A 25,011-nucleotide genomic window follows, 5' to 3' on the forward strand; every position below is an offset into this window, starting at 1 on the left:
CATGACCGACGCCGCCTTGCCCGCCTCCCTTGTGCAAGCCGACGAGCTGGACAGCCCGGCGCGCCGGGCACGGCGCCGCCTTTTCAAGCGCAAGGCGGCGGTGTTTGGGCTGATCGTGCTCATGATGTTCATCATTGTCGCAGTCCTGGCGCCGCTCATCGTGCCCTATGATCCCATCGCGACGAGCTGGAGCCTGGTGCGCAAGCCGCCCACGGCCGCGCACTGGTTCGGCACCGATGAACTCGGCCGCGATATCCTGAGCCGCGTCATTTACGGCGCGCGAGCCTCGCTGCTCGCCGGCCTGATCTCGGTTGCGATCGCGCTTGGCATCGGGGTGCCGCTGGGCCTTCTCGCCGGCTATCGCGGCGGATTTGTCGACGCGCTGATCAGCCGGATCACGGATGCGATGCTGGCCTGCCCGTTCCTGATCCTGGCGATTGCACTTGCGGCGTTCCTCGGTCCAAGCCTCGGCAATGCCATGATCGCGATCGGCATCTCGGCCACACCGGTCTTCATTCGCCTCACCCGCGGCCAAGTGCTGAGCGTCAAGGCCGAAGACTATGTCGAGGCGGCGCGCGCACTCGGCAATCCGCCCTGGCGGATCGCGGTTTCGCACATCCTGCCGAACATCCTGCCTGCCCTGCTGGTGCAGGCGACTCTGTCGATCGCCGCGGCCATCATCGCCGAGGCAGCGCTGTCGTTCCTCGGCCTCGGCCAGCAACCGCCGTCGCCGTCATGGGGCAGCATGCTCAACGCGGCGCAACGCTTCCTGACCCAGGCGCCGTGGATGGCGATCTGGCCGGGGCTGGCGATCTTCCTGGTGGTGCTGTCGCTGAACCTGCTCGGCGACGGCCTGCGCGATGCGCTCGACCCGCGGCAGCGTTAGATGACGATCTCGCGCATCACGCGGCGGCAATCCATCTCGTATTCGAGATCGACCACCGGTGGCCGCGCAAAATGCCAGGTGAGCCCCGAGCGCAATGCGCCACGCCGAACCAGCTCATCGACCAGCGCGTGATGAAAATCGTGCACGGAATAGGCCTGCACGCCGGTCGTGTCCTTCCAGCCGAATCCGAACGCGGTCATCCGGTTTTCCATCTGCGACGTCGTGGTAAACCTTACCTTCTCGCGCAGGCCTTCCGGGCTGAGATCGCGGTAACGCACGGTGCGCTCGACATAGGTGCTGCTGCCTTCGCGCGCCTCGGCGCCGCCGGCAATCACGAACGACAGGGCCTTCGATGTCGTCGGCCGCGTGAATGAGAACGCGTAGAATGACGGCTCCGACGGCGGATCGATCTCCGGACAGACATTGCTCCGGGCGACCGGATTGGTCGTTCCGTCGAAGATGCCCCATTCGGACAGCGTCTTGACGTAATGCAGGTTGAACGCGCGAAAGCCCTCTTCGCTGAACGCGGCCGGCGAGCGCAGCTCGCAGGCGCAGAAGGCCGTCAACGGACGCTCTTGCGCCTGGATGTACTTTGCCGCCAGTCCGAACCCTTCCGCCAGCGGCACGAGGCGATCGAACCTGACGCGCTCGATCTCATAGCCGTCGTCGGCAGCAGCACCAGCCGAATACTGGAATACGGAGGGAATGAACCGGTAATTTCCGGCAGAAAATTCGCGCGTCATGTCGAGCCCTTAATCCAGTTGGATGCGAATGCCCTTGGCGCCGTTGAGCAGGCGCCTCAAGTGAAAGCCGGCCAGCGGATCGTCGGCATGCATCCCGACCAGCGCGGCAAAGGCCGGCATCGCCGCGGCGTCGTCGGCCTCCACCTTGGCAAACGCCTCGGCATATTGTGCTGTTGCTGGTGCATCAAATTTGTCCTGCGGCAGTGGCTCGAATGCGCGCAGCGGCTCGCTGCGACCGCGCAGCATCAGATCGCCCACGGGACGTCCCTGAAAATTCGCCGCGGCCTCGGCGACACTGGAGCTGACGCAGATGCGGGTCCCCAGCTGCTTGTTCGCGGCCTCCAGCCGCGCCGCGATGTTGATCGTATCGCCATAGGCGGTGTAGTCGAAAAAACGGTTGCCGCCGAAATTGCCGACGAGTGCGGAGCCGGCGTGAATGCCTATGCGCGTGGTGCCGAACTTCACGCCTTTAGCCTTCTGGCGCGCGCAAAAATCCTGCGCCCACGCGTCCATGTCATGGGCGCAAGCGACCGCACGCGTCGCATAGTCCAGCTGATCGCCGGGCGCGTTGAACAGCACCTGGATCGCATCACCGATGATCTTGGCAACGGTCCCGTCATGCGCGAAGACGACCTCGGTCATTCCGCCGACATATTCATTGAGGAGCGCGCCCAGCGTCTCGGGAGGCGCGCTTTCGACCAGTGAGGTGAAGCCGGTGATATCAGTGAAGATGACGGCGACATCGCGCCACTGGACCTCGATCCCCTCACCGCCGCCGCCTTCCGCCAGACGCTTGGCGAGCTCGGGCGAGAAATGCCGCGACAGCGCGGCGTGGGCACGTTCGGCCTCCGCCTGGCGGCGCCGCACCTCACGCAGCATCTCGATGTGCCGAAGGGTCTTCTCGATCGTGGTTTCGAGATCGGCGAAGTCGATCGGTTTGGTCAGAAAATCGAACGCCCCGCGGTTCATGGCGGTCCGGATGTTGCTCATGTCGCCATACGCCGAGACGATGATGGTCGACTTCTTGTCCTCGGCTTCCTGCAGCTTTTGCAATAGCGACAGCCCGTCCATTCGCGGCATGTTGATGTCCGAGACCACCATGTCGACATGCGGATTCTGCTCGAGCGACTCCAGCGCCTCGAGGCCGTCCCGTGCGAACATGATGGCAACGAGCCCGTCGCGGATCTGCCTGCGGAATTTTTGCAGGATCAGCGCTTCCAGATCCGGCTCGTCGTCGACGAAGAGGATGGTCGGAATCATGCCGCTTGCTCGAGCCTGGTATCGATCTCGTGGCGCAACAGCGCAAAGTCGATCGGCTTGGTGAGGAGCCCCGTGGCGCCACCTTCGATCGCCTTCCGGCGCGTCTCGACGTCGCCATAGGCCGTGATCATGATGACGGGGACATGCGGATGGTCGGCACGCACCTTCGGCAGCATGTCGAGCCCACTCATACCGGGCATGTTGATATCCGACAGGATCAGGATCAGCGAGGGATCTCGCACCTCCGCCGCGCGCTTGATCGCGTCGGGTGCCGAGAGCGCGAACTCCATATGGAAGCGGCCTGCGCGCAAATCGCGCCGGAAGTGCTGCCGGAACAGCGCCTCGACGTCAGGCTCGTCATCGACGACCAGAATGTAAACGTTCAAATCTTGCCTCCGGACGTACTGTCTGCCGCCATCACGCGCGGCAAGATGATGATGAATTCGGTGAAAAGACCGGACGTGGTGTTCACATCGATCAAGCCGCCGTGCTGTTTCACGACGATGTCATGGCTCATGGACAGACCAAGCCCGGTGCCCTCGCCGGCCGGCTTGGTGGTGAAGAAGGGATTGAACATCTTCTCCTTCACTTCCTGCGGAATACCCGTGCCGTTGTCGCGGATCCGGATCTCCACCCTATTGCCAAGATCTTTCGTCGCTGCACTCAAGGTCGGCTCGAAGCCCTCGGCGGCGCTCTCCTTGTGCTTGGTCGCCGCATAGAAGCCGTTCGAGATCAGATTGAGGAAGACACGGGTGATTTCCTGCGGGTAAACATCGACCATCCCGGCCGCCGGATCGAAGTCGCGATTGAGCGTGACGTTGAAGTTGGGCTTCTCGGCACGCGCACCGTGATAGGCCAGATTGAGGCTCTCCTCCACGATCCCGTTGATGTCGGCGGGGCGATGCTCGCCGGAACCTTCGCGCGAATGCAACAGCATGTTCCTGACGATGGAATCGGCTCGCTTGCCATGCTGCACCACTTTCTCGAGATTGCCCCGCAGCATCGCGGTCAGCTCGTCCACCTCGTTCTTCGTCTTGTCGTCGAGAGAGGCAGTCTGCAAGATCTCGTTGAGTTCGTCGATCAGCTCGGTCGAGATCGAGGAGAAGTTATTGACGAAATTGAGCGGGTTCTTGATCTCGTGAGCGATACCCGCCGTGAGCTGGCCGAGCGACGCCAGCTTCTCGGTCTGGATCAGGCGACCCTGGGCAGCACGTAGATCGTCGAGGGATTGCGACAGCTCCCTGGTGCGCTCCTGGACCTGCTCGAACAAGCGGACATTCTCAATCGCAATGAGGGCCTGATCTGCGAATGTCGTGGCGAGTTCGATCTGCTTCTCGCTGAAGGGGCGCACGACATGCCGGGTCAAGACGAACACCCCGATGGGTGTTCCCTCTCGAAGCAGAGGGACACCCAGCATCGTACGCACGTTGGAGCGTCTTCGCGCAGACGAAGGTGCATAGTCCGGATCAGCCTGCACGTCCGGAACGTGAACTGTCCTGCAATCGAGCAAGGTGCGTCCAACGACGCTTCCCCGCTCCGGCACGGAAGCGAACGTCTGGAGCTTGTTCTCCTGTTCCGCATCGAGGCCGCAGCTCGCGGCCAGATAGAAGGCGCCATCGCGGGGGCGGAAGATCGTTCCTTCATCCGCGTCGCACAATCGGGCCGCCGATCCGACCAGCGTGTCGAGCACGGTCTGCAGATCGAACGTCGAGCGGCTGATCACCTTCAGCACATCGGCGGTTGCCGTTTGCTGTTGCAGTGATTCTCGCAATTCGGCGGTGCGCTGCTCGACCTTGCTTTCGAGGTCGGCATAGGATTCCTGCAGGCGCTCGCCCATGTGATTGAACTGGTCCGCGAGGCCCTCGAGCTCGTCGCCGGTCTTGATCGAGATCCGCTGGGCGAAATCACCACCGCCGATGCGCTCGGCGCCGATGCGTAGCGCCTGGATCGGGCCGACCATGCGGCGTGCCAGGAATATCCCGGCGAGTACGGCGAAGACCGAGGCCGCGAGCAGCACGATCGCAAGGCGCTCCAGCGAGGCGTAGAGCGCAGCATAGGCCTCCTCGACCGGCAGCTCGACGAACATGGTCCAGCCCAGCGGGCTGATCGGCGCGGATGCCGTCAGAACCTTCTGCCCCTGGATGTTGGTCGCCTCCTGCAAGGCATCAGGCATGGCACCGCCGCCGGCGAGCGCCGCGTGCACCTGCGCCAGCCCCGACAGGTCGGTATTGCGCAAGACCAGGCTGATATCGGGATGCGCGATCAGGCGCCCCTCGGGACCGACGACGAAGGCATGGCCGTGCTCGCCGACCTTGATCTGGGACACGATGTCCCAGATCAGCTTGAGATTGACTTCCGCGATGCTGACGCCGGCATCCTTGCGCGCACCGGCCTGCGCCAGCGTCATGTAAGGCTCGGAATCCCTGCGGAAATAGACCGGGCCATAAAAGACCTTGTGGGCGACGGCCTGGGTGAATTTGGGATCGTCCGAGAGGTCGATGCCGCTGTCGATCACGTCCATCGCCAGACGCGAGACGCGCAGGCGCTCCCTGCCGGTCGAATCCACCTGGGCGAGCTCGGTGATGGCGGGCACCTGACGCAGCAGCCGCAACGCGTCGAACCGGCGCGGCTCGATCGAGCCTGCCGACCACGGCAGTTGCGTGGTCCAGCCGAGCTGGCTCTCGATTTCCTTGATGAACTGGCTGATCTTGGCGGCAGCCGCCTCGGCCTGCTCGTGCTGGACCCGGATCAGCGCGGCCTTGTGCTCCCGATAGTAGAACAAGACCTCGAACAGCCCGTTGGCCAGCAGGGCGACGGCCACCACCGCCACGAACAGCGCGACATATTTGGTGAACAGCCGGGTCCTGATCCCCGGTTCCGCCTCGCCCGACGCGACGCTGCCTTCCGCCGCGCGCGGCAGCGGCCCGGTTTGCGGGGTGTCGGGATGGACGGAAATGCTCATTCCCCCAAGCCTAGCAAGAAGGCCTGACCTTGTCTCTCGTTGCAGCGCACAAGGCTATTCAATGACCTCGTCGGCAAGTGCCAGCAATGTCGGCGGAATTTCAAGCCCTGTCGCCTTGGCCGTCTTGAGATTGATCACCAGAGGATAACGGGTCGGCAGCTCGAACGGCAGGTCGCCGGGATTGGCGCCATTGAAGATGCGGGCGACCAGCGCGGCCGCCCGCTCGAAGGATTCCGCGGAATCCGCGCCGTAGGACATCAGGCCGCCATCGCGGGCGAATTCGTCGAATTCATAGATCGCCGGCAACCTTCGGACAGCGGCAAACTCGAACACGCGCTCGCGGTTGAGAATGGTCAACGCGTCCGCCACCATCAGAATGCCGTCGGGCAAATCGCCGCTCATCACTGAGAAGGCTTCGTCGAAATCGTCGGGCTCGCGCACGCCGAGCGCCTGCACGGTCAGTCCAAGCGCCTGGGCCGCCTTCGCGGACGCTTGATAGCGCATGGTCATGCCAAGGTCGTCCTTGTTCCAGAGCATCGCGACCTTGGTCAGCTTCGGCGATACCTCCTTGAGCAGCGACAGCCGCTTGGCGCTGAGCGTCGCTGCGACGTCAGAAATTCCCGTGATCTTGCCACCCGGATGCGCCAGGCTCTCGATCAGCCTGGTTTCGACGGGATCACCGACGCCGCTGGCCGCGACAGTGGCGATGCCGGCCGCCTTGGCGGCCATCGCCGTCGGGTAGCCGATGATCACGATGACATCGACGCTCTTTGCCTTCAGCTCTGCGATCAGAGCGGGCAGCATGGTGACGTCGCCGAGCGCGCCCCGCGCTTCGAAGGCCAGGTTCTGGCCGAGCCTGAAACCGCGCTCTTCAAGCACCTTGATCAAAATCTTGCCGCCCCGGCTCTCCGCAGTGACGGGCGCGATCGGCGTTACCGTGCCGACCCGATAGAGGCGACCGGGTGTATCGGCCGTCGCCATGCCCGGCCGCGACAGCGCCGCCCCGCCAAGCACCGCAAGAAATTCACGTCTCTTCATCCAACGACCCGTCCAAGCGCATCGACGCTTCAGTCGTCACAATACGGGATAATGCACGACAAAAAAAAGCGGCAACAGCGATGGCTGTTGCCGCTTCGCACGCAAATTGCGCTCTCGCGTCAGGTCGTCCGCAGCGCCTTGGCGTCGAGGTCGATCTCGTTCACCTGCTTGTTCCGCTCTGAATCGGCGGCTGCGCGATGGTCGGTCGCCAGCACGACGTAAACCGCCGGCAGCACGAACAGGGTGAACAGCGTGCCGATCGACATGCCGGCGACGACCACGAGGCCGATCGAGAAGCGGCTGGCCGCACCGGCGCCGGTTGCCGTCAGCAGCGGGATCAGGCCGGTGACCATCGCAGCCGTCGTCATCAGGATCGGCCGCAGACGGATGCGGGCCGACATCTCGATGGCCGAGCGGCGGTCGAGCCGTTCGTTGACCTGGAGCTCGTTGGCGAACTCCACCATGAGGATGCCGTGCTTGGTGATGAGGCCGACCAGGGTGAGCAGACCGACCTGGGTGTAGATGTTCATGGTCGCCACGCCGAAGAACAGCGGGATCAACGCGCCGACGATCGCCATCGGCACCGAGATCATGATCACGAACGGATCACGCAAGCTTTCGAACTGCGCGGCCAGCACCAGGAAGATGATGATCAGCGCGAACCCGAAGGTGATCGCGAGCTGGTTGCCTTCCTGCACGTACTGCCTGGAATCCGCGAGATAGTCGTGGCTGAAGCCCTGCGGCAGCTTCTTGGCCTCGCCCTCGAGGAAGTCGACCGCGGCGCCGACGGTCACGCCGGGCATCGGCACGGCCGAGAAAGTCGCCGAGTTGAGCTGATTGTAGTGCGTCAGCGAGTTCGGATCGGTCTTGGTCTTGATCGAGACCACGGTCGACAGCGGGAGCTGCTGTCCGGTGTTGGTCGTCACGTAATAGCCGCCGAGCGATTCCGGCGAGAGGCGCTCGCCGCGCGGCACCTGCGGAATCACCTGGTACGAACGGCCCTGGAGATTGAAGCGGTTGATGTAGTTGCCGCCGAGCAGGACCGCGAGCGTGGAGCCGAGGTTCTGCATGTTGACGCCGAGATCCTGCGCCTTGGTGCGGTCGATCGTGACCTCGACGTTCGGCTGGTTATAGGCGAGGTCGCTGTCGGAGACGATGAACATGCCGCTCTTGCGCGCGGCGTCCTTCAGCTTCTCCATCTGCTCATAGACGGTCTGAAAGCCCGCGGTGGAGCTGATGACCATCTGCACCGGCAGACCGCCCGGTCCGCCCGGCAGCGGCGGCAGGTTGAATGCGAACGCCTGCACGCCCTCGATCTTGGAAAGCTCGGCCTGGACCAGCGGCTTCAGCGCGATCGACGAGCGCTTGCGCTCGTCCCACGGCTTGAGCAGCATGCCGGCGATGCCGCCCTGGGGACCGTTGATGCCGTTCAGCACGAAACGCAGATCAGTCTCGGGGAATTTCTGGAATTTCTTGTCGAGCTTGTCGCCGTAGAAATCGACATAGTCGATGTTGGCGTATTTCGGCGCCTTGGTCACCGCGAACACGATGCCCTGGTCTTCCTCCGGTGCCAGCTCTTTCGACGTGTGCATATAGAGGAAGCCGACCAGTCCGAGGATCGTCACGGCGAACAGGCCGGTGATGGCCTTGTAGTCGAGCGAGCGGTCGAGCCTGCGGCCGTACCAGCGCGTCAGCGCGCCGAACACCCTGTTGACGAGCTTGGCGAAGCGGCCCTCCTCGGTGTTCTTGAGGAGCACCGAGCACATCATCGGCGACAGCGTCAGCGCGATCACGCCCGACACGATCACCGAGCCCGCGAGCGTGAAGGCAAATTCGCGGAACAGCGAGCCGGTAAGGCCGCCGAGGAAGCCGATCGGGGCATACACCGCCGCGAGCGTGATGGTCATCGACACGACCGGACCGACGATCTCGCGCGCGCCTTGCAGCGACGCCTGGACCGGTGTCTTCCCCTCCTCCAGATGGCGGTGGATGTTCTCCACCACCACGATGGCGTCGTCGACCACGAGGCCGATGGCGAGCACCATCGCGAGCAGGGTCAGCAAGTTGAAGCTGAAGCCCAACGCCAGCATCAGGGTACAGACGCCGATCATCGACAGCGGAATGGTGACGACAGGAATGACGACCGAACGAAGCGAGGCCAGGAACAGGAAGATCACCACGATCACGATGAGCACCGCTTCGCCCAGCGTCTTCTCCACCTCGTCGATCGAGGATTGGATGAACTTGGTCGAATCGTAAGCGACCTTCATCTTCATCGACGGCGGCAGATTGCGCTCGAGCTCGGGGAACAGCGCGCGCACGCCCTTGACCAGCGTCAGTGGGTTGCCCTGCGGCGTTGCCTGCACACCGATGAAGATCGCGTGCTCGCCGTTGAAGGCCACGCTCGCATCCGTGCTCTGCGCGGCAAGCTCGACGGTGGCGATGTCCTCCATGCGCACGAAGCCGCCGTCCTTGGCCTTGACGATCATCTTCTTGAACTGGTTGACGTCGGTCAGGCCCGTATTCGTCGAAACGTTCGAGACGATGAGATAGCCCTTGGTCTGGCCTGCCGCAGACTGGAAGTTATTGGCCTGGATCGCGGCGGCGACGTCGGCCGGCGAGACGTTGCGGCCGGCCATCTTCACCGGATCAAGCCACAGCCGCATCGCGAAGGTCTGGCCGCCCAGGATGTCGGCCGACGCGACGCCGTCGACGGTCGACAACACCGGCTGCACCACGCGCGTCAGATAGTCCGAGATCGCCGAGCCCGACAGCTCCTCGGACGAGAAGCCGAGATACATCACGGCCGTGGTCTGTCCCGTGGTCTTGGTGACGATCGGGTCGTTGGACTCCTTCGGGATCAGGTATTTGACCGAGTTCGTCTTGGCCAGCACCTCGGTGAGCGCCTGGTTCGGGTCGAAGTTCAGCTTGATGTAGACCTGAATCGTCGAGGTGCCGAGCACCGAAGACGAGGTGATGTAGTCCACACCCTCGGCGGAAGCGACCGCCTGCTCGATCGGCGTCGTGATGAAGCCCTGGATCAGGTCCGCCGATGCGCCGGGATAGACGGTCGTGATGTTGATGACCGTGTTCGACAGCTTCGGATATTGCCGGATCGGCAGCACCATCGCCGCGCGCAGGCCGATCAGCAGGATCAGCAGGCTGACAACGACCGACAAAACCGGGCGCTTGATGAAAATATCAGTAAAGGCCATCGCGGCGATCTCGATTTCTTTGTCTCAAGAAACGTGACCCGGCCAAGCCGGATCACGTGAGTGTCTTGTCAGTAGCGCGGCGGCTGCGCAGGGATCTGCGGAGCGGGGTCGGTCGAGATCGCGACAGCAGCGCCCGACTGCAGCTTGAGCTGGCCGACGGCGACGACCTTGTCGCCCACCTTCAAGCCCTTGATGATCTCGACGCGGCCATTGACCCGGTTGCCGGTCTGCACGAACGTGCGCACCGCGTTCAGGCTGGTCTTGCCGTCCTCTCCCTGCTTCTCGGTGATCACGAACACGGAGTCGCCGTACAGCGTGTAGTCGACGGCCGTCTCCGGAACGGTGATCACAGCCGGCTTGTCCGGCAGCACCACCGTGGTGGTCACGAACATGCCCGGCTTCAGGATCTTCTCGGGGTTGGCAATCGTTGCCTGCACGCGAATGTTGCGCGTGTCGGCGGCGATCTGCGGCTCGATCGTGGTGATCTTGCCGTCGAAGGTACGGCCCGGATAGGCGTCGACCTTCAGCCGGACCGACTGGCCGACCTTGAGGCTGGCCGAATCCTTCTCCGTCACCGTGAAGTTCGCCCATAGCTGCGACAGATCGGTCAGCGAGACGATCGCCGTGCCGGCCGTCAGATACTGGCCAACCTCGACCTTGCGGACGCCGAGGTCGCCGGAGAACGGCGCGCGGACGAGCTTCTGCGAAATCAGCGCTTCGGTCTTGGCGATGCCGGCCAGCGCCTGGTCGTAGGCGGCCTGCGCGGAATCGACGGTCGCCTGCGGACCGAACTGGCGCGAGGCCAGTTGCTTGGCGCGATCCAGCGACAGCTGCGCGACTGTTGCCTGTGCCTTGTAGTTGGCGAGATCGCCCTGATCCGGCGCGTCGAACAGCTGCACCAGCGGCGTGCCGGCTTCGACATGGGTGCCGGGCTCGAACTTGATCTCGGTGACGCGGCCGTTGACGTCGGCGGTGACGTCGACCTGGTGCACGGCGGCGAGGCCACCGACCGCGGTCAGCAGGTTCGGCACCACCTCGGATTTCGCCTCGGCCGCACTGACCAGGGTCGGCGGCGGCTTGTTGTTGGCGAAGAACTGCTTGATCATCTGGCCACGGAAATAGTTGAACCAGACGAGGCCACCGACCAACGCGGCCAGGAGCGTGCCGACGATGATGAACCAGAGCACCGGGCGGACCGGACGCTTGGGGGCCTTGCTGTCGATCGGTTCGCCCGAAATCTTGTGTTCGGCTACGATGTTCATTGTCATGCGCTTTCTGCAATCGCCGTCTTGCCCGCATCCGCGGCCTGATCGCGGCCCAAATGCGAAGCAATTGCGGCGTCGTTAAGTCCGATACCCCTCAGGAGAAACTCACAAAGCTGCCGCTCCAGATCGTTCGCCCTGCCATAGGCAAGACAGGGCACGGAGGGTAGCCTGGTCAGCGCGGCGGTGATCACCGTATGATGCGCAAACCAGAACAGGTTGAGCGGTTCACTGCCACAGGCCCGCGCATCGCCGGCGGCGACCGCGCGTTCGAGCGAGGCGACGAAGACCGCTCCGATCAGCGTCTCGATCTTGGCATATAGCAAACGAGCGAATTCGCCATCATCCAGATGACTAGTGGCCATCAGTCGCAGGCGCTGGGCCTCTTCCTGGTCGGGGCCGTCGGCGATCAGCAGGAAATGCTGGACCATGCCACGGATCAGTTCGACCAGGGTGGCCGTCGACGGCTCGCGCTCGAGCAGTTCGGTCAGCGCAGGGTCCGCCTCGCACTCGTCGCTGAGGATTTCGGCATAGAGCGCCGCCTTGGACGGGAAATGCTTGAACAGCAGCGCCTCGGAAATGGCAGCGGCGGCCGCCACGCTTTTGGTCGTGGTGCCGTTATAGCCGTGTCGGGCAAAGCAGCGTTTCGCGGCTCCGAGGATCAATTGACGCCTCAGGTCGCTCGTCATACGCAATGAACTCATGTTAGTGAGTAAGCACTCACCCACGCCAAAGTCAAGCAGAATGCTGCATCGCAACCTAAGTGCGTGAGAAACCGTTGGAAATTGGTCACAGGTTACCGCGGCACGGGCGAACGCCGCCCGCAGGGAGGCAGATCGGGGTGGGCGTCAGATTGGCTGGAAGCCGAGGTCGCCGCGGATCCGGTTGACGATGTAGGTTCCATCCCGGCTCGGCAGGATCCGGTCGACGCTGGCGCTGTCGATCTTCACATTGGCAAACCGGGGCCCCGCCGAGAGGTCGTGGACGGCTTTGGCAAAGGCTTCCACCTCGCCCATGGTCGAGATCGCCCGGCTGTCGGCGATGCCGCAGGCTCTGGCAACGCCGACGAGGTCGGCAGCAGCCGAGGTGTGGCTGGTCTGACCGCCGGTTTCGCCATAGGCCTCGTTGTCGAGCACTGCGATCGAGAGGTTGGATGGCTTCTGCAAGCCGATGGTGGCAAGGCTGCCCATGCCCATCAGCATCTCGCCATCGCCGGTGATGACCAGCACCGGGAGTTTGGGCTGCGCCAGCGCCAGGCCCAGGCCGATCATCGCAGCCCCGCCCATCCCGCCCCAGAGGTAAAAGTTGCGGGCATGATCGCCGGCGGCAGTGATGTCGTTGGTCGAGGCACCGAGGCCACCGATCGCGACGACGTCCTTGCGGTCCGCAAGCAGCGCGGAGACCACCTGGCGGCGGTCGAGGAGATTGGCCTTGCTCATTTGGTGAAAACCTTGGCGCCGATCAGGCGCTGCGACAGCAGGACGGCGGTGGGCGTGAGCGCGTTGTAGGCCTGCGCCGTGGCGGCTTCGAGCACAGCCGGCACCTCCGCCGCGTTCGAGGCGCGCAGCACCTTGATGCCGGAGAGCTCGAGCACGCCCTGCGCGGTCGAGCCCATCGGCACCTGCCACGGATTGAACTCGCCCCATTCGCCGCGCATGGTCACGAGCGTGAGGAACGGAAAGCGCAGGATCGGGATCAGCGACAGCATGTTGATGCAATTGCCGACGCCGCTCGACTGCATCAGAAGCACGCCGCGCTGGCCGCCGGTCCAGGCGCCGGCGAGCAGCGCCACGCCCTCCTCCTCCGTCGTCAGCGGAATGCCGCGCATGGTGGAGGAGCCCAGCACGCGCTGGATCAGCTTCGAATGGCCGGCATCGGGCACGTAAGCTACCTGCCGGACGTCGAAGCGTTGCAAGGTCGCGAAAATATCGTCGGGCCAGCTCGGGGCCGTGTCGGCAGCGTCAGCGCGGGCGTGCATTTTCCTGTCCGGTCGGCTTGCAAATCACGGCATGACTGTAGACGGTGACGTGCAACGCTCGAAAGAGCGAAAACGGCATATCGGGCTTAACCGGCGAGTATGGCGGATGAACGCAAGTGCGAAAGAATTGGCGGCCAGCTTCGATCTGGCGAAGCTGACGAGCGAATTCTACGACGATCCCTACCCGACTTATCGTGCACTGCGGGAGAACGAGCCGGTCAAGCGGCTCGCGAGTGGCACCGTATTCCTGACGCGCTACGACGACCTCGTCGCCACCTACAAGAACACGAAGTCGTTCAGCTCCGACAAGAAGCGCGAGTTCGCGCCGAAATACGGCGACACGCCGCTCTACGAGCATCACACAACCAGCCTCGTCTTCAATGATCCGCCGGCGCACACTCGGGTGCGGCGCCTGATCATGGGCGCGCTGTCGCCGCGCGCGATCGCCGGCATGGAGGGCGACATCGTCAAGCTGGTCGACGGTCTGCTCGACGCCATCGCCGCCAAGGGGCATTGCGAGCTGATCGAGGATTTCGCCGCCTCGATCCCCATCGAGGTGATCGGCAATCTGCTCGACGTGCCGCACGAGGAGCGCACGCCGCTGCGCGACTGGTCGCTGGCGATCCTTGGCGCGCTCGAGCCGGTCGTGTCGCCCGAGGCGGCCGCGCGCGGCAACAAGGCGGTGACGGATTTCCTGGCCTATCTCGAAACGCTGGTCGCGCGCCGGCGGCAGAAGCCGGGCAATCCCGATCGTGACGTGCTGACCCGCCTGATCCAGGGCGAAGAGAACGGCGAGCGGCTGACCGAGAAGGAGCTGCTGCACAACTGCATCTTCCTGCTCAATGCCGGGCACGAGACGACGACAAATCTGATCGGCAACGGTCTCGTGGCGCTCGATCGGAATCCGGAGCAGAAGCTGCGGCTGATCGACAACCCTGATCTGATCAAGACCGCAGTGGAGGAGATCCTTCGCTACGAAAGCTCGAACCAGCTCGGCAACCGCATGACGACCGAGCCGGTCGAGCTCGGCGGCGTGATGCTCGAAGCGGGCACGTCGGTGACGCTGTGCATCGGCGCTGCCAACCGCGACCCCGCGCAGTTTCCCGATCCCGAGCGCTTCGACGTCGCGCGCACGCCCAACCGACATCTCGCCTTTGCCACCGGTGCGCATCAATGCGCCGGCATGGCGCTGGCGCGGCTCGAAGGCGCGATTGCGATCTCGCGATTCCTGGCGCGCTTCCCTGACTATGCCGTCAGCGGCCCGCCGGTGCGCGGAGGGCGCGTGAGGTTTCGCGGCTTCCTGAGCGTCCCCTGCTCAATCGGCTGAGGCGTGATGAAGATCGATCAATTGCGCAAACGCTGGGCCGACCCGGCCCTGACGGTGCTGACGGTGCTGCTGGTGATCATGATGTTCGTGATCTCACCGCTGCAGGCGCTGGGGCTGTTTGCATTCCAGGTGTCCGAGCTCGTGTTGGCGCTGCTGCTGGTCTGCGGCATCTTCGTGATATCGGGCAGCCCGGTCGCGGTCGTCGCGATGCTGATCGCACTTGCGATGATCGTGACAGGCGCGATCCTGCGGATCCGATCGCCATCCATTCTCGACCTCAATCTGTTTGCCGGCTCGTGGTTCATCGTGGGAACGACGATGGCCTGGGCCGTGGCGCGCCAGACCTTCGCACCCGGCCGCGTGACCTACCATCGCGTCATCGGCGCCGTGCTGCTCTATCTGACGATCGCGGTGATCTTCTCCGCCCTTTACGTCTTCATCGGCTCGCTGGATCCGGTTGCGTTTGTGAGCATGAAGGTGACGGACAGTCCCAAGCTTGCGAGCGACGTCATCTATTTCAGCTTCGCCACGATGACCACGACCGGCTATGGCGACGTCGCGCCGCTGCACCCCGTTGCGCGCAGCCTGTGCAACATGGAGGCGATCTTCGGTCAGCTCTATCCGGCGACGCTGCTGGCGCGGCTGGTGACGCTCGAGATCGAGCACCGCAATCAGGACTCCTGAAGTCAAAAGTCGAAAACAACCCCATGCACAGTAGAGCGTGGGGCGGCGGAACTTGGCTAGTGGATCCGCCGAAGCATCTGACTTGCCGCACAAATCTGCGCGGCACGCGCAAGAACCGCTAAACCACCGTCCGGTGACGCTCGATGCAGGTGCGCAGCACCTCGTCCATGGGCTTGGCCCACCACTCGTTCGAGAAAATCTCGATCTCCGAATAGCCGGCAAAGCCCTGCGCCTCGACGGCAGCACGAGCGGATTTGATGTCGATGACGCCGTCGCCCATCATGCCGCGGTCGTTGAGGATGTCCCTGGTCGGCACCAGCCAGTCGCAGACGTGGAACGCGAGCAGGCGATCCTTGCCGGCGCGGACAATCTGGCTCATCAGCTCGGGATCCCACCAGATGTGATAGACGTCGAGCGCGACGCCGAGCATTCCGGTACGATCAGGGTCGAGCCGATCGCAGATGTCGAGCGCCTGCTTCGTCGTGTTCACGCAGGCGCGATCGGCGGCATAGGCCGGATGCAATGGCTCGATCGCCAGCGGCAGCTTTGCCTGCCTGGCATAGTCGAGCATGTCGGCGAGCGCTTCCTCGACCTGCCCGCGTGCCGCAGCGATATCCTTCGAGGGTTCGCTGCCCGGCCGCGAATATTGCGGCAGGCCGCCGACGACGAGAACGATGCAGGGTGCACCCAGCGCCTTGGCCTCATCAACACAGCGCCTGTTATCGTCACGCACCTCGCCGCGGCGCGAGGTATCAGAGGTGAACATGCCGCCGCGGCAATAGCCTGATAGTTCGAGGCCCGCATCGCGCACGGCGCGCACAGCACGATCGAGGCCGACTGAAGCGACCTGGTCGCGCCAGGGATCTATGGCGCGGATGCCGTGGCTGGCGCAGGCATTGACGATCTGGATGAGATCACCCTGCTTGCGGACGGTCGCGGTGTTCAGCGACAGCCAGCGGTGGTCGGACGAGAAATCGCGCATCAGGCGTCCAGTCCATGCGAGGCCAGCACGGTCTTCATCCGCCGCGTCGCCAATTCAGGGTTGGCGAGCAGGCCGGCCTGGTCGGCGAGGCGGAACAGCTCGGCCAGATGCAGCATCGAGCGCGCGCTTTCCTGTCCCCCGACCATGGTGAAATGATCCTGGTGGCCGTTGAGATAGGCCATGAAGACGACGCCCGTCTTGTAGAAGCGCGTCGGCGCCTTGAAGATGTGGCGCGACAGCGGCACCGTCGGCCCCAGCACGTCATGGAAACCGGCCTCGTCGCCGGCCGCGAGCCGCGACAGCGCGTAGGACGCTGCCGGCGCGATGGCATCGAAGATGCCGAGCAGCGCGTGCGAAAAGCCCTGTTCGTCCCCGGCGATCAGCTCGGCATAATTGAAGTCGTCGCCCGTATACATCCTGATGCGCTTGTCCAGGCGTCGGCGCATGTCGATCTCGCGCTGCTTGTCGAGCAGCGAGACCTTGACGCCGTCGACCTTGGCGGCGTTGCCGTTGATGATGGCGACGGCCGTGTCCATCGCCTTGTCGAGATTCTTTGTGCCCCAATACCCCGTCAGCGCAGGATCGAACATGTCGCCGAGCCAGTGGATGATGACGGGCTCGCGGACCTGCGACAGCACGCGATCGTAGACCTTGGCGTAGTCGTCGGCGTTGCGGCCGAGCTTTGCCAGCGCGCGCGACGCCATCAGGATGATGCGGCCTCCGACCTTTTCGACGGCGGAGATCTGCTCCTCATAGGCGCGGACCACGTCGTCGAGACTCCTGGCATCCTCGACCGCGAGATGGTCGGTGCCGGCGCCCGAGAACACCAGCGCATTGCGACGCTTGGCTGCGCCGACCGAACGCGTGATCAGCTCCAGCGACGTCGGCCAGTCCAGTCCCATGCCGCGCTGCGCGGTGTCCATGGCCTCGGCGACGCCGAGCCCGAGGTCCCAGACGTGCTCGCGGAAGGCGATGGTCTTGTCCCAGTCGACGGCCACCGAGAGCCAGGGATCGTTGTCCGCGAAGGGATCGGCCACCGTGTGCACGGCCGAGAAGGCAATGCGGTTCAGGGGCCCTTCGAGCTTTGCGGGGAACGTGCGCGAGGCGGCGAGCCGATAGGTCTCGACCGAACGATCGGCCTTCGGCAGCTTCAGCGACAAGGACGATATTGGCTGGACGGGCTTGTTCATCTGTCCTTCCTCAGGCCTTGATCGGGGCGACGTCGATCCAGCGCCGCTCCTTCCAGCTCTTCATCGCGCATTCGGCGAGTTGCACGCCCTTGGCGCCTTCGAGCAGCGTGAACTTGTAGGGCGCATCCTCGTAGACGTGGCGGATGAACATCTCCCACTGCTCCTTGAAGCCGTTGTCGTAGGTGACGTTGTCCGGCAGCTTCTGCCAGTCGCCGTAGAAATCGTACAGCCGCTTCTCGTCGGGATTCCATACCGGCCTCGGGGTAGCCTGCCGCGCTTGGATCATGCAGTCGGTGAGGCCCGCGACCGCCGATCCGTGGCTGCCGTCGACCTGGAAGGTGACGAGATCGTCGCGATAGACCCGCGTTACCCAGGACATGTTGATGTGGGCGATGACACCGCCTTCGAGCTGGAAGGTCGCGTAGGCGGAATCATCCGCGGTCGCTTTGTACGCCTTGCCCTGCTCGTCAAAACGCTCGGGGATATCGGTGTTGCCGATGCAGACCACGCTCTGGACGTTGCCGAAGAGATTGTCGAGCACGTAGCGCCAGTGGCAGACCATGTCGAGGATGATGCCGCCGCCGTCCTCCTCGCGGTAGTTCCAGGACGGCCGCTGCGCTTCCTGCCAGCCGCCCTCGAACACCCAATAGCCGAACTCGCCGCGCACCGAGAGGATGCGGCCGAAGAAACCGGAATCGCGCAGGAAGGCGATCTTCTTCAGGCCGGGCAGAAACAGCTTGTCCTGAACCGTGCCGTGCTTGACGCCCTTGGCATTGGCGAGCTTGACGACTTCGAGCGCCTCTTCAAAGTTGGTCGCGATCGGCTTCTCGCAATAGACGTGCTTGCCGGCATTGATCGCCTGGGTCAGCAGACCGGGCCGCGCCTGCGTCGTCGCGGCATCGAAGAACATGGTGTCGTTCTTGTCGGCGAGCGCGGCGTCGAGGTCCGTGGTCCAGCGCGTGACGTTGTAGCGCTTCGCAAGCGCCTCGATCTTCTCGGCGCTGCGGCCGACCAGGATTGGATCGGGCATGACGCGGTCGCCGTTCTTCAGGCGGACACCGCCCTGGTCGCGGATCGCGACGATCGAGCGGATCAGATGCTGGTTGAGCCCCATGCGGCCGGTGACGCCGTTCATGATGAGGCCGAGGCGTTGCGTGGTCATGCCAGATTCTCCTGTAGCGATTTTGGCTGTTCGAGCGGACGAAGCGCCGACCAGTCCGGATGGACCGACGTCGCAAAGCCCGCTCCATGAAGCGATCCCGTCAGGAGATCGCCGTCGTGAATGGAAAGGCGGATGCCCTGCCCGGCATCGGCATAGAGATCGGGATGCGCGGCCGCGAAGGCCGCAGCTTCAGCCACCGGCGTCTCGCCAAAGCCGTCGACATAGTGATGGCCGTTGCGCTCGGCATGGGTGACACCGATGAAGGCGCCGAGCGCGAGGTCATGTTGCACGGCAAGACCTGCCTGGCAGGTCAGATCCTCGCCGGTGACGAAGAATTTTTCGCCGCTCGCGCTCCATTTCGCCGCGCGCGCTGCGTTGACGATGGACTTGTAGAGGCCCTTGCAGGACTTCGAGGAAATGCCGCGATAGCCCAGTGCCCGCGCCGCCGGGAAAGCATCGTAGGAGTCGTCGGCCTCGTCGATGATGAAGCCGCGCGCGGCGAGCGATCCGAGCGGCGTTCGCCTTGTGATGTCGCGCGGCATCGGCTGTTCGATATAGAGCAGTCTCGATGACATCGACCGCAGCGCGGGCTCGCGATCGAGCCGGTCGATCAGTGCATGCAGCGCGGCAAGGTCGGCATATTGCTCGTTGGCATCGAGCGTCACCCTGTAATCGCGGCCGAGCGTGTCGAGCTCCCCAGATATCCGCGCCAGCCGTGCCGCGTCAGCCGCTGGATCGCCCGACAATTTGAGCTTGAAGTGACCAGCGCCGGCGTTCTCGTGTGCATCGGCGACACCACCCCTACCTTCGACAGTGTCGTCGAGGCCGACAGTATGCCTAATCGCAACGCGCGGTAGCGGTTTGCGACCGGCGAGAAACGTCGTGAGGTCGGCGTCCTTCAGGTCGGGCGAGAGCCTCGCATCGATGCCGGCAATGTTGCCATTCATCCCGTCGAAGAAATTGGTCGCGGTGGCACGCAGCAGCGCATCGAGGATCGCCTTGTCGATCTCCGCCGGGCCGTAGGCGGCGGCAAGCGCTGGAATGTTCTTCTTCGCACAGGTCGCGATCTGCGCCCCAATGCACGAGGCATGCAGATCGAACGCCGCCTGAAATCCGGTCCGGGCGAGATAAAGCCCGCGCGCGATCTCCAGCGAGCGCCGCAAGCCGTCGACCGTCTGCGCCGGCGACAGTTCCGGCCGCTTGTCGAACCATTTGGGGACCAGCAACTCGGCGCTCGCGCCGACGGCGACGCCCTTCCCTTCGACCTCGATCTCGACCCTCACGAACAGCTGGGGCGTCGCGTTGATCGTGATCGCGCCAAAGCGGAACGGCCGCGCGAAATGCACGGGACGTTCGAAGAAGGCGATATCTCGCAGCTTCAGCCGCACGGACATGATCCTATGAAGGTCGTCATGCCCGGGCTTGTCCCGGGCATCCACGTTCTTTGTCGCGCGGGGCAAGACGTGGATGGCCAGGTCAAGCCCGGCCATGACGCTCTGAAAGTTCGAGCTGCTCTCATCGCCCTAATCCAACGTCCCTTGCGAGAAGAAATGCTTGCGGATGCGTTGCACGAGTTCGGTGAAAACAGGGTCCGCCATCACGTCGAGCGAGCGTGGGCGCGGCAGCGGCACGTCGTAGATCGCTGCGATCGCGCCGGGCCGTTCGGTCATGACCAGCACGCGGTCGGCGAGGAACACGGCCTCCGGAATCGAATGCGTGATCAGCAAAACCGTTTTCCTGGTCTCGCGCTGGATCCGCATCAGTTCGACATTCATGCGCTCGCGCGTCAGCGCATCGAGGGCGCCGAACGGCTCGTCCATCAGCATGATCCTGGGATCGTGCACCAGCGCGCGGCAGATCGAGGCGCGCTGCTGCATGCCGCCGGAGAGCTGCCAGGGCAGCTTCTTCTCGAACCCTTCGAGCCCAACGAGCTTCAACAGCGCCTTTGCGCGCGCGAGATATTCGTCCCGCGGCAGCCGCTTCATGTCGATCGGCAGCATCACGTTGGAGAGGATGTTGCGCCAGGGCAGCAGCAGCGCGTTCTGGAAGACGATGCCGACATTGCCGTGCGGCTTCGTCACCTTCTCGCCCTCGACCAAAACCTCGCCCGTCGTCGGCGGCAGCAGGCCCGAGATCAGCTTGAGCAGCGTGGACTTGCCGCAGCCGGATGGGCCGACCACGACGAAGAACTCACCGTCGTTGATGTGGAAGTCGAGCGGCCGCAGCGACGGCACATCGCCGTCGCGCGTCCGGTAGGTCTTGGACACGCCGGACAGATGAATGCCCGACGCATCGCCGGCAGCCCGGTCGCTCACCAATCGGAGATGGGCGGCGGGCTGCACGGTTTCATTCGATACAGTCGCTGGTTTCACGAGCCACTCTTCGGCAGATAATCGTTGGTGTAGAAGGCCTTCGGGTTCTCCTTTGCCTTTGCATCGAGCCCGCCATATTCGACCATCAGGTTGACGCTATCGGTCATGTTCTGGTCGGTGACCTGGAACGGCCGCTTGCTCTTGGTCTCCGCGGTCCGGTAGAGCGGAATGGTCAGCTCAAAGCCCTGCGTCAGCGTATCGATCTTGCCGCCCTTGGGGTTGGCATCGAGGATCGACTGAGCAGCAGCCCTAGGCTCCTTCTCGGCAGCTTCCACCGCCTTGGTCGTCGCCGACATGAAGCGGCGGACGAGATCGGCATGGGCATTAACGTAGTCCGTGTTCGCGATGATGCCTGACGAGACCATGTTGATGCCGTAGTCGGCGAACTTGATCGGGAACACGTCCTTCCCCGTCGCGTCCTTGATCTTCATCGACTGGTCCATGACGTAGCCGAGCAAGAGATCGGCCTGGCCGTTGATGACGGCGTTGAGCTTGGTCTGGCCGTCGCCGGCAACCGTCTGGAAATCGCTTTCCTTCAGGCCCGTCTTCTTCAGGAACAGCGGCCAGATCTGGGTCATGGAATCGGCCGGCGTGATCGCCACCGTCTTGCCCTTGATGTCTTCGGGCTTCCTGATGTTCTTGTCGGCAAACCCCATCGCGGACATCGGTGAGGTCTGCAGCAGCACGCCGGTCGCAATCACGGGCGCGCCCTTGATCGCGGCACGCATCATGGTGGGCACGTCGACATAGCCGAAATCGGCGGTCTTGGCGGCGACGGCCTGCGTGGTCGCGGCCGAACCGCGACCTTCCTGGATCTCGAGGTCGATGCCTTCGGCGGCGTAAATGCCCTTGGCCTTGCCGTAATAGAACGGCGCGTGCTCGCCATAGACGTACCAGTTCAGCATCAGCACGACCTTGTCGGCCGCCTGCGCCGGCGAAACTGCAAACGTCATCAGCGCCACGGATGCAGCCCCAATCCACCGCTTCATCGTCACTCTCCCTTGTCTTTATGTTCGGCCGTTGTTGGCCGTTGCTTGAAGTTAAGAAGCGAAAATCACGTCCTCCCGCTGGCTGACATGCCAGGGAATGATCAGCTTCTCGATCCGGTCGACGATCCAGAACAGGATGACGCCGAGCAGTGCGAGGATGACGAGGGCTGCAAACATCGTCGGCAGGTCGAACGTGCCGATCGAGCGCTGCATCACATAGCCGATACCGGAATTGGAACCGACGAACTCGCCGACGACGGCGCCGACCACGGCGAGCGTCACCGAGACCTTCAGGCCGGAGAAGATCGCGGGCAGCGCATGCGGCAGGTTCACCGCGCAAAACACCTGAAAGCGGCTGCCCTGCATGGCGCGGGCGAGATCGACCATATCGGGATCGACCGACTTGAAGCCCTGCACCGCCGAGACCACGACGGGAAAGAAGCCGAGCAGAAAGGCCGAGATGACTTTAGGAATAATGCCGAAACCGAACCACACCACGAACAGCGGCGCGATCGCGATCTTCGGCACGGATTGGGAGAACACCAAGAGCGGATAGACGTAGCTTTCGACCGTCTTCGAGCCCGCGATCAGCATGGCGACGGGAATGCCGAACAGCGCCGACAGCAGGAAGCCGCAGACGGTCGCATAGGTCGTCGGCCAGCACTGGCGCAGCAGTTCCGGCCAGTCGGAGCGGAGCACCGCGACGACGTCGGCCGGCGCCGGGATCTGGTAGGCAGGGATCTTGAACAGCCGGATCGCGAGATCCCAGGCCACGACGATGAAAACCAGAAACAGAAACGGCCGCACCCAGGCCGCATTCAGCATCTTGGACACCGCACCCTGCGGCTTCAGTTCAGCCACGCTTCACTCCCGGTCGTCTTCTTCGTTCGGGGAGAAATTAACCCGTTGGATAAATACTGTCCAGAGGTTTCCCTGTGACGTTTTGCGGCGGGTTCCGGTGGGTTTGGCGGCATTTGGAATTGATGGCAGCGCCAAATCCTCGGTGTCGTCCTGGCGAAAGCCACGACCCATTACCCCAGTTAGGAATTTGGCGAAGGCCGGTAGGGACTAGCACCGCACGCCATCGATAGATCACGCGGTATGGGTCCCCTGGCTTTCGCCAGGACGACGATGGGGAAGGATGCGCAACAAACTCAGCGGCGCGGGGAGCGAAGCTGCAAGCCTTAAGCCGTCTGCGCCACCGTGGCGCGCGACTTCGGCGCCTTGGCGACCTCGAACAGTGCGGCCGACCGTCCCGTCAGCGCGGCCAGCACCAGGCCGACCATGTGCGCAAGGCGCTCGTCCTTTGCGTCCTTGGCCATCAGGTCACGACCAAAGATCACGCTGAGCGTTGCCGAGTTGGAGAGATAGAAGAAGCTGAGCGCCGCGATCGAGATGTAGAGCTGCACCGGGTCGACCGCGACCTGGAAATCGCCGCTGTGGACGCCGCGCCGCACCACGGTGCCGATCATCTCGACGAAGGGCGAGTGCATCGACTTGACCTTGGTCGAGCGCTTCAGATGTTTTGCGCGCGCAAGGTTTTCCGTCTGGAGCAGCGACAGGAATTCCGGATTGCGCAGGAAGTAGCCCCAGGTGAATTCGATCAGCCGCCTGATCGCCTCGGGCGGATCGAGATGTTCGAGATCCAGCCCCCGCTCCTCGCTGCGGATCTTGTCATAGGCGCCTTCGAGCACCGCGAGGTAGAGGTCGTCCTTGTTGCCGACATGGTAGTACAGCATGCGCTTGTTGGCGCCGGCCTTGGCCGCGATGCGGTCGACACGCGCGCCGGCGAGCCCGTGAGCGGAAAACTCCTGCTTGGCCGCCTCGAGAATGCGCAGCCGCATCCCCTCGGGGTCGCGCTGCCATTTCAGGGTTCGCTTTGCCGTTGCCTTCGTCAAACCGGGTGCTCGCTGGGTGCTTACGGCACGTGATGTACCACGCTCCCGCCATCATTGCGAGGAGCCCTTGCGACGAAGCAACGACGAGGAAAGAGCAGCGCCCTACTCCACCGGCTTCGGCGAGCGCTCCAGCAGCACGGTCTGGATCCCGCAGGTGCCGCTGCGCACCGTCATGATCCGCGTGCCCGGCTTGCGTCCGTTGCGCACTTCGGAGACGTCGAGGCCGGCGGCGATCAGGCGGGCGCGGGTGGCGTCGATGTCGGCGACGCGCCAGCTCAGGCCCCAGAGCCGGTCATGCTGGGAGTCCCCGCCCGCCACGGGGCGGCGCACCACCTCGACGATGAGGTCGCCGCAGCGGAAGAACATCAGCTGTCCCCAGTCATGGTGCGAGCGGTCGAGCGCGAGGTCGAGCCCGAGCCGTGCGCCGTAGAGCGCAGCGGCGCGATCGGAATCCTCCGTCGTGATGACGACGTGATCGAGCCCGTCGATCGGCGCGAAGTCTGAAGCCACCGACTTCGGACGCTCCTCGGCGAGTTCGAGGAAGAACATGCGGACGCCGCGCGTCAGTTCGGTCGCGGCCCGCGTGCGCTTCCAGTGCAGGGACGCACCCGATACATCGTCGCTGCTCTCGACCTCGGCAATCGGGTCAGGCTTCAGCGCCACACGGTCCAGCCGCCGGTGCATCCTGCCCATGTCAGCGACGCGAAAGCACAGGCTGGCGAGCATGCCCTCCTGGTCGTCGAGCAGCGCGCGCATCCGGTCGGCCGTCGCGGTAAAGCCGCTCGGCGCCATCAATTCGATGGTCATGTTCTCGAGGGTGAACAGCACGCGGTCGGCGCCCTCGCCGGAATTCTGCCAGGCCGGCGCGCGGGCGAGCAGCGTCTGATAGGCCGCCTTGGCCGCACCGATATCCTTGACGAGAACAACGATGTGATCGAGGCCGGTGATCATGCTTGTCCCTTTTGATCGACCTGGAACCATGCCCGGACAACGGCAAATGTCAGGGCTTGGCACGGGCCTGACATGGTCGTATTCCGGCGCCATGCCGACCTCAAGCGCTTCA

22 protein-coding genes are annotated in these 25,011 nt (G+C 63.9%); 3 read left to right on the forward strand and 19 right to left on the reverse strand.

The annotated features are described in order from the left end of the window. The first annotated feature begins 1 nt into the window (after position 1). Positions 2-886: an ABC transporter permease gene (locus tag XH90_RS25155; protein WP_194477002.1), complete on the forward strand. Its 885-nt coding sequence runs from the start codon at positions 2-4 to the stop codon at positions 884-886. Here the strand turns inward: XH90_RS25155 and XH90_RS25160 are convergent. From XH90_RS25160 to XH90_RS25205, 10 genes are all read right to left on the reverse strand, one after another. Continuing rightward, a complete protein-coding gene (locus tag XH90_RS25160) occupies positions 883-1,629 on the reverse strand; it encodes a hypothetical protein (RefSeq protein ID WP_194477003.1) in 747 nt (248 codons plus the stop codon). The two genes, XH90_RS25155 and XH90_RS25160, sit on opposite strands and share 4 nt — an antisense overlap. A gap of 9 nt (positions 1,630-1,638) precedes the next feature. Further along, the gene (locus tag XH90_RS25165) at positions 1,639-2,889 is read right to left on the reverse strand and encodes an adenylate/guanylate cyclase domain-containing protein (protein WP_194477004.1); all 1,251 of its coding nucleotides are present in this window, start codon (positions 2,887-2,889) and stop codon (positions 1,639-1,641) included. Then, positions 2,886-3,275 carry a response regulator gene (locus XH90_RS25170; protein ID WP_194477005.1) on the reverse strand — a complete coding sequence of 130 codons (390 nt, stop codon included), beginning with the start codon at positions 3,273-3,275 and terminating at the stop codon, positions 2,886-2,888. The genes XH90_RS25165 and XH90_RS25170 overlap by 4 nt, the downstream gene beginning before the upstream one ends. Continuing rightward, on the reverse strand, positions 3,272-5,851 hold the full coding sequence (locus XH90_RS25175; protein ID WP_194477006.1) for a cache domain-containing protein: 2,580 nt from the start codon (positions 5,849-5,851) through the stop codon (positions 3,272-3,274). The genes XH90_RS25170 and XH90_RS25175 overlap by 4 nt, the downstream gene beginning before the upstream one ends. A 54-nt stretch (positions 5,852-5,905) precedes the next feature. Beyond that, positions 5,906-6,889: an ABC transporter substrate-binding protein gene (locus tag XH90_RS25180; RefSeq protein ID WP_194477007.1), complete on the reverse strand. Its 984-nt coding sequence runs from the start codon at positions 6,887-6,889 to the stop codon at positions 5,906-5,908. 119 nt (positions 6,890-7,008) lie between these two features. After that, a complete protein-coding gene (locus tag XH90_RS25185; protein WP_194477008.1) occupies positions 7,009-10,104 on the reverse strand; it encodes a MexW/MexI family multidrug efflux RND transporter permease subunit in 3,096 nt (1,031 codons plus the stop codon). A 68-nt stretch (positions 10,105-10,172) separates the two neighbouring features. Beyond that, positions 10,173-11,366 carry an efflux RND transporter periplasmic adaptor subunit gene (locus tag XH90_RS25190; RefSeq protein ID WP_194482799.1) on the reverse strand — a complete coding sequence of 398 codons (1,194 nt, stop codon included), beginning with the start codon at positions 11,364-11,366 and terminating at the stop codon, positions 10,173-10,175. Between the two features lie 2 nt (positions 11,367-11,368). Next, the gene (locus XH90_RS25195; protein WP_194477009.1) at positions 11,369-12,070 is read right to left on the reverse strand and encodes a TetR/AcrR family transcriptional regulator; all 702 of its coding nucleotides are present in this window, start codon (positions 12,068-12,070) and stop codon (positions 11,369-11,371) included. A 144-nt stretch (positions 12,071-12,214) separates the two neighbouring features. Continuing rightward, positions 12,215-12,805, reverse strand: coding sequence for a thiamine pyrophosphate-dependent enzyme (locus XH90_RS25200; protein ID WP_194477010.1), 591 nt, complete (start codon positions 12,803-12,805; stop codon positions 12,215-12,217). After that, positions 12,802-13,344 (reverse strand): phosphonopyruvate decarboxylase, encoded by a 543-nt coding sequence (locus XH90_RS25205; protein ID WP_194477011.1) that lies wholly within the window; start codon positions 13,342-13,344, stop codon positions 12,802-12,804. Before XH90_RS25205 ends, XH90_RS25200 begins: the two co-directional genes overlap by 4 nt. Positions 13,345-13,450: 106 nt before the next feature. Here XH90_RS25205 and XH90_RS25210 point away from each other — a divergent pair, with 106 nt between their 5' ends. Next, the gene (locus XH90_RS25210) at positions 13,451-14,671 is read left to right on the forward strand and encodes a cytochrome P450 (protein ID WP_194477012.1); all 1,221 of its coding nucleotides are present in this window, start codon (positions 13,451-13,453) and stop codon (positions 14,669-14,671) included. Positions 14,672-14,677: 6 nt separating this feature from the next. Then, positions 14,678-15,355 carry a potassium channel family protein gene (locus XH90_RS25215; RefSeq protein ID WP_194477013.1) on the forward strand — a complete coding sequence of 226 codons (678 nt, stop codon included), beginning with the start codon at positions 14,678-14,680 and terminating at the stop codon, positions 15,353-15,355. A 118-nt stretch (positions 15,356-15,473) separates the two neighbouring features. Here XH90_RS25215 and XH90_RS25220 read toward each other — a convergent pair whose 3' ends face one another. The 9 genes from XH90_RS25220 to XH90_RS25260 all read right to left on the reverse strand — a co-directional run bounded on the left by XH90_RS25220 (position 15,474) and on the right by XH90_RS25260 (position 24,899). Then, entirely contained in the window at positions 15,474-16,337 is an 864-nt protein-coding gene (locus XH90_RS25220; RefSeq protein ID WP_194477014.1) for a sugar phosphate isomerase/epimerase, read from the reverse strand. After that, positions 16,337-17,527, reverse strand: coding sequence for a dihydrodipicolinate synthase family protein (locus tag XH90_RS25225; protein ID WP_194477015.1), 1,191 nt, complete (start codon positions 17,525-17,527; stop codon positions 16,337-16,339). Before XH90_RS25225 ends, XH90_RS25220 begins: the two co-directional genes overlap by 1 nt. Before the next feature lie 10 nt (positions 17,528-17,537). Further along, positions 17,538-18,689 (reverse strand): Gfo/Idh/MocA family protein, encoded by a 1,152-nt coding sequence (locus tag XH90_RS25230; RefSeq protein ID WP_194477016.1) that lies wholly within the window; start codon positions 18,687-18,689, stop codon positions 17,538-17,540. Beyond that, entirely contained in the window at positions 18,686-20,083 is a 1,398-nt protein-coding gene (locus XH90_RS25235; protein ID WP_194477017.1) for a hypothetical protein, read from the reverse strand. Before XH90_RS25235 ends, XH90_RS25230 begins: the two co-directional genes overlap by 4 nt. 129 nt (positions 20,084-20,212) lie before the next feature. Continuing rightward, a complete protein-coding gene (locus XH90_RS25240) occupies positions 20,213-21,061 on the reverse strand; it encodes an ABC transporter ATP-binding protein (RefSeq protein WP_194477018.1) in 849 nt (282 codons plus the stop codon). Next, positions 21,058-22,050, reverse strand: coding sequence for an ABC transporter substrate-binding protein (locus tag XH90_RS25245; RefSeq protein WP_194477019.1), 993 nt, complete (start codon positions 22,048-22,050; stop codon positions 21,058-21,060). Before XH90_RS25245 ends, XH90_RS25240 begins: the two co-directional genes overlap by 4 nt. 51 nt (positions 22,051-22,101) lie before the next feature. Continuing rightward, complete coding sequence (locus tag XH90_RS25250; RefSeq protein ID WP_194477020.1) at positions 22,102-22,911, reverse strand: ABC transporter permease; 810 nt, start codon at positions 22,909-22,911, stop codon at positions 22,102-22,104. Positions 22,912-23,234: 323 nt separating this feature from the next. After that, entirely contained in the window at positions 23,235-23,894 is a 660-nt protein-coding gene (locus tag XH90_RS25255; protein ID WP_194482800.1) for a TetR/AcrR family transcriptional regulator, read from the reverse strand. Positions 23,895-24,050: 156 nt separating this feature from the next. Then, positions 24,051-24,899, reverse strand: coding sequence for a VOC family protein (locus tag XH90_RS25260; RefSeq protein ID WP_194477021.1), 849 nt, complete (start codon positions 24,897-24,899; stop codon positions 24,051-24,053). Positions 24,900-25,011 lie beyond the last annotated feature (112 nt).

The organism is Bradyrhizobium sp. CCBAU 53338 (genome assembly GCF_015291665.1).
GTDB lineage: Bacteria > Pseudomonadota > Alphaproteobacteria > Rhizobiales > Xanthobacteraceae > Bradyrhizobium.

Excerpts from the sequence above, each read along its gene's own strand:
- XH90_RS25155 (WP_194477002.1), top strand. The coding sequence starts at position 2 with ATGACCGACGCCGCCTTGCCCGCCTCCCTTGTGCAAGCCGACGAGCTG.
- XH90_RS25175 (WP_194477006.1), bottom strand. The coding sequence starts at position 5,851 with ATGAGCATTTCCGTCCATCCCGACACCCCGCAAACCGGGCCGCTGCCG.
- XH90_RS25185 (WP_194477008.1), bottom strand. The coding sequence starts at position 10,104 with ATGGCCTTTACTGATATTTTCATCAAGCGCCCGGTTTTGTCGGTCGTT.
- XH90_RS25165 (WP_194477004.1), bottom strand. The coding sequence starts at position 2,889 with ATGATTCCGACCATCCTCTTCGTCGACGACGAGCCGGATCTGGAAGCG.
- XH90_RS25200 (WP_194477010.1), bottom strand. The coding sequence starts at position 12,805 with ATGAGCAAGGCCAATCTCCTCGACCGCCGCCAGGTGGTCTCCGCGCTG.
- XH90_RS25260 (WP_194477021.1), bottom strand. The coding sequence starts at position 24,899 with ATGATCACCGGCCTCGATCACATCGTTGTTCTCGTCAAGGATATCGGT.
- XH90_RS25245 (WP_194477019.1), bottom strand. The coding sequence starts at position 22,050 with ATGAAGCGGTGGATTGGGGCTGCATCCGTGGCGCTGATGACGTTTGCA.
- XH90_RS25225 (WP_194477015.1), bottom strand. The coding sequence starts at position 17,527 with ATGAACAAGCCCGTCCAGCCAATATCGTCCTTGTCGCTGAAGCTGCCG.
- XH90_RS25210 (WP_194477012.1), top strand. The coding sequence starts at position 13,451 with ATGAACGCAAGTGCGAAAGAATTGGCGGCCAGCTTCGATCTGGCGAAG.
- XH90_RS25180 (WP_194477007.1), bottom strand. The coding sequence starts at position 6,889 with ATGAAGAGACGTGAATTTCTTGCGGTGCTTGGCGGGGCGGCGCTGTCG.
- XH90_RS25215 (WP_194477013.1), top strand. The coding sequence starts at position 14,678 with ATGAAGATCGATCAATTGCGCAAACGCTGGGCCGACCCGGCCCTGACG.
- XH90_RS25205 (WP_194477011.1), bottom strand. The coding sequence starts at position 13,344 with ATGCACGCCCGCGCTGACGCTGCCGACACGGCCCCGAGCTGGCCCGAC.
- XH90_RS25160 (WP_194477003.1), bottom strand. The coding sequence starts at position 1,629 with ATGACGCGCGAATTTTCTGCCGGAAATTACCGGTTCATTCCCTCCGTA.
- XH90_RS25220 (WP_194477014.1), bottom strand. The coding sequence starts at position 16,337 with ATGCGCGATTTCTCGTCCGACCACCGCTGGCTGTCGCTGAACACCGCG.
- XH90_RS25255 (WP_194482800.1), bottom strand. The coding sequence starts at position 23,894 with ATGCGGCTGCGCATTCTCGAGGCGGCCAAGCAGGAGTTTTCCGCTCAC.
- XH90_RS25190 (WP_194482799.1), bottom strand. The coding sequence starts at position 11,366 with ATGAACATCGTAGCCGAACACAAGATTTCGGGCGAACCGATCGACAGC.
- XH90_RS25230 (WP_194477016.1), bottom strand. The coding sequence starts at position 18,689 with ATGACCACGCAACGCCTCGGCCTCATCATGAACGGCGTCACCGGCCGC.
- XH90_RS25235 (WP_194477017.1), bottom strand. The coding sequence starts at position 20,083 with ATGTCCGTGCGGCTGAAGCTGCGAGATATCGCCTTCTTCGAACGTCCC.
- XH90_RS25195 (WP_194477009.1), bottom strand. The coding sequence starts at position 12,070 with ATGAGTTCATTGCGTATGACGAGCGACCTGAGGCGTCAATTGATCCTC.